Annotated in this window: 2 protein-coding genes; one reads left to right on the top strand and one right to left on the bottom strand. The window is 55.6% G+C overall.

The window, feature by feature from the left end; translation table 11 throughout:
- Positions 1-686: 686 nt before the first annotated feature.
- Positions 687-1,787: a hypothetical protein gene (locus tag ABD906_RS09905; RefSeq protein ID WP_345099260.1), complete on the top strand. Its 1,101-nt coding sequence runs from the start codon at positions 687-689 to the stop codon at positions 1,785-1,787.
- A 784-nt stretch (positions 1,788-2,571) separates the two neighbouring features.
- On the opposite strand, the gene ABD906_RS09900 is transcribed toward ABD906_RS09905, so the two are convergent.
- On the bottom strand, positions 2,572-3,339 hold a 768-nt coding region (locus ABD906_RS09900), incomplete at its 5' end, for a hypothetical protein (protein ID WP_345099259.1).

Here is a 3,339-nt window from a genome sequence, read left to right as displayed (position 1 = left end):
GGCACGCGCCAGCTATTGGTAAGCGCGCGCGCCATGGCGCAGGCCACTGCCACCTGGCCTGGTTTTGCGCCGCCGCGTGGCCGGATTTTGCACCGCCGTTGACAGCGGTAATTCGATTCAGAACTTGATATTTCCGATTCAGATGTCTGGATAAGCGTTTCAGGTTTCGAGAAAAACGATTCAGAAGGAAACGGCGTGTGGAGGGTGGGGCAGGGAGTGAGGAGGTAGCCTTCTTGTGATTCGGGCCCATTGGCCGAATGCCGGTGCCAGTGGGAGCCGCTGCAGGGTTCCAGGCACATGAACCACGAGGTTTCGCTTTCTGCCCGGAGAGCGCTCAGTGAGGCGTGCTTCCGACCTAAGTTGCGTGTAGATCTCAAGACAGTCCCCTTAGGCTTCTGCTATTGTACAGGGGCAAATGCAGCTCTCCTGGTATTGAGTTCGCGAGATGGTGATCCCGTTTATTCAAATGGGGAAGATGGGGCATCCGCAGCAAATGACCTGCGTCTCTTGCAAAGCCGCTGGCTCTTGCATGTGCTATTCCTCCTCCAATACTGTCTCGAATGGCGTTCGAATTGAATCGAGGATCTGGATGACCTCAACTCTGCAATCAATGGGAAATCCAACAGCAACCTCACCAAGTTTCCAGGAAAAAGCATTAGCTTCGCTGTACTCTAGATGAGGAAAACATGGCTTCCCAGCAATCCATTTTCGTCGTAAATGCTGACGGTGAACTAACCAAGATGCGTGCTGCTCTACCTCCGAGCGAGAATTCGCTTCAGGAGCTGATCCAACGCTTTCCCGACACGATTTCTGGAGGTAACGGCGACCTGCTGCTGATTCAAAGGGAACATCCCATTTCTGATGCAGAGTCGGGCGCTGGCCGCTGGTCCCTTGATCATCTTTTTGTCACCAGGGACGCAGTACCTGTTCTTGTTGAGGTTAAGCGGGCGGCCGATACGAGAATTCGTCGTGAAGTCGTGGGTCAAATGCTTGACTATGCAGCGAACGCAGTGGCGTATTGGCCGAACGGAAGGGTAGCTCAAATCTTTGCTCAGAGCTGTGAGAAGCTTGGGTTCGACCCTGACGAGCAACTCAGCCGTTTTCTGGGCTCGGACGCCGACTACAGTGCCTTTTGGTCCCGAGTGGATGACAACTTTCGTGCCGGACGCTTGAAACTGGTTTTTGTGGCCGATCAGATCCCCGCGGAACTCGCACGGATCGTAGAGTTCATGAACGAACAAATGATAGCTGATGTCTACGCAGTCGAGCTCAGATATTTTGAGGGCGATGGCGGATTGCGAACTCTGGTTCCTCGCATTATCGGCGCAACCGAGCGTGCAAACGCCAAGAGGATAGTCACGCCGTTGTACAGCGCATCATCGCCGTCTGAGTGGTTTGAAACATGGATTGCTCCGCTTGGCGAGGACTATACACAAGCCTTGCAGCACTTAACTTCATTAGTGGACGAGCTCGGCGGGGAGTGGCGTATTCCCCGGAAAACTCAGGGATCGGCGGGAGTTATTGTGAAGAAGGGCGAACAGGAAAGAAGCCCGCTGAGTGTTCAGAAGCAAGGAACCGTGTGCATACATTTTGGCAATGCGAAAGTTTGGATGGATGACGAACCTCGGAAAGCATTCTTCGATCGTTTTGTCAGCGCCGTTGGCCGTCTCTCCAACAACAGGGATGATGGGTATCCTAGTTTTCCTCTACAACGCCTGAACGGAGAGACGGCGGCGGCATTTATTACGGTCGCGCGAGATTGGATCAAGGCTGCCAAGGACAGTTAGATTCGCCTCCGCCGTAGACCTTTGTCTGCGCTCCGTTCTCTGGAGTCAAACTTCCATCGCGGGCACAGTTTCTGCTGCGGGACGAAGAAGCTGTGCCTAACGTCACCACACCCGCGGTGTTGCCGTCCGGTCGGGGCAGGATGTAGGGGCGGGTGAATGCTTCGACGGCCAGTCCCCGCAGGACCTTTGCCTGTTTGCCAAATCTTCAAGAACACTACGAAATCGTTCGCCCGGTTTCGGAACCTGGATAGAAACGCTTGCCTGAGTCAGGGCGCTGCCAGAAAACATTGCGATGGCTGGAATGGAAAGCCGCAGCATCGTCCTTGAAAACTCTGGTGGCAGGGGCGGTTCTGCGACTTAATCGCTCCAGGTAACGTTCATATCCAGTCTCGGTGCGGGCATCAACCAGAACGGTCAGCTCGCAAGGTGATTGTGCCAATGGTTTCCGTAGAGCTGGTTTGTCTGGTCAGGATCATCGCAGCGAGGGCGGATCCGGGGGGCGGATCCGTCTGCTCCATTCCGTCGATGACTGGGTCTCCAATCTCCGTCCGGCATCGGCCGTGTCATCACCATCTACTGGTACGGGCACGAGATACCCCGTCAGGTACCAACGTGATGGGTTTGTATTGAGTTGCTCGTTTACGATGTCAGTATCGCGCGGAAAGGCCGATCGGATCGCGCCTCCGCGTCTCGACAAGTCGAGTGCGGACAGCTGCCTGCCAATGCGGATCCAGCATCATGGTCACCCTCGTGTCCCCTCGTTCTGGTCGTCAATCCTGCGCCTCTACTCAGAAGCGCCTTCGCCGCGTTCCGGGTAGTTGCCCACAACCCAGATGAAACTCTGGATATCGATGCGGTCCCGCGGGTCCATGTCGACCAGTTCCCGTTGGGTTTTCGCGACGAGATCGAGCAGGCTTTCATAAACCGGTAGGTGAAGCTTTGCCTCGTATTCCTCTGCGAAGCGATGGCCGACGCGGCCAGCAAAGTCCTTCGTTGTTTCGGGTTTGAGAAACATGTGTGTCTCGGGACGCCACAGAAAGGGCAGATAGGTCACGACTGTCCATTTCGCGCTATCGTGTGGCTTCAAGGCCTGCTCCATAGCCAGAAGGTGTGTCTTCCCGCCCTCCAGCGTAAAGCGCGCGGCGGCCCGGATGAAATCGTCAGCATGAGGCCCGCGCAGCACATCCTGCAGGCGCGTCTTTTCGAAGGGCGAGAGCATGTTCGTGAAGCGGAACACGGCAAGCACCGCCTCGCCAAAACCCTTTCCGTCGGCGGCCTTCTCGAGCGGAACGGTCTCGTCGAGCCTCTTCTTCGCCGCCAGCTTGTAGTCGCGCTCCTTCTCTACATATTCGGCAGTTTGGAAGCCGTTGGGAAAGAATTTCAGGAAGCGCTTTCGGGCACCGTCAAATCCAAAGTATTTCGGGTTGCTCTTTCCGGCCTCGTCATGTGACCTGTCCCGGCTTTTTCGATCCAAGGTAACTTGAGACAATGGCCTCTCAGAGAGTGAGAGGCATATGAAGAAGACGCGATACAGCGACGAGCAGATAGTCCG

Source organism: Chelativorans composti, from assembly GCF_039541695.1.
Classification (GTDB): Bacteria; Pseudomonadota; Alphaproteobacteria; order Rhizobiales; family Rhizobiaceae; genus Chelativorans; species Chelativorans composti.
This window is presented reverse-complemented; position numbering and strand designations above follow the sequence as displayed.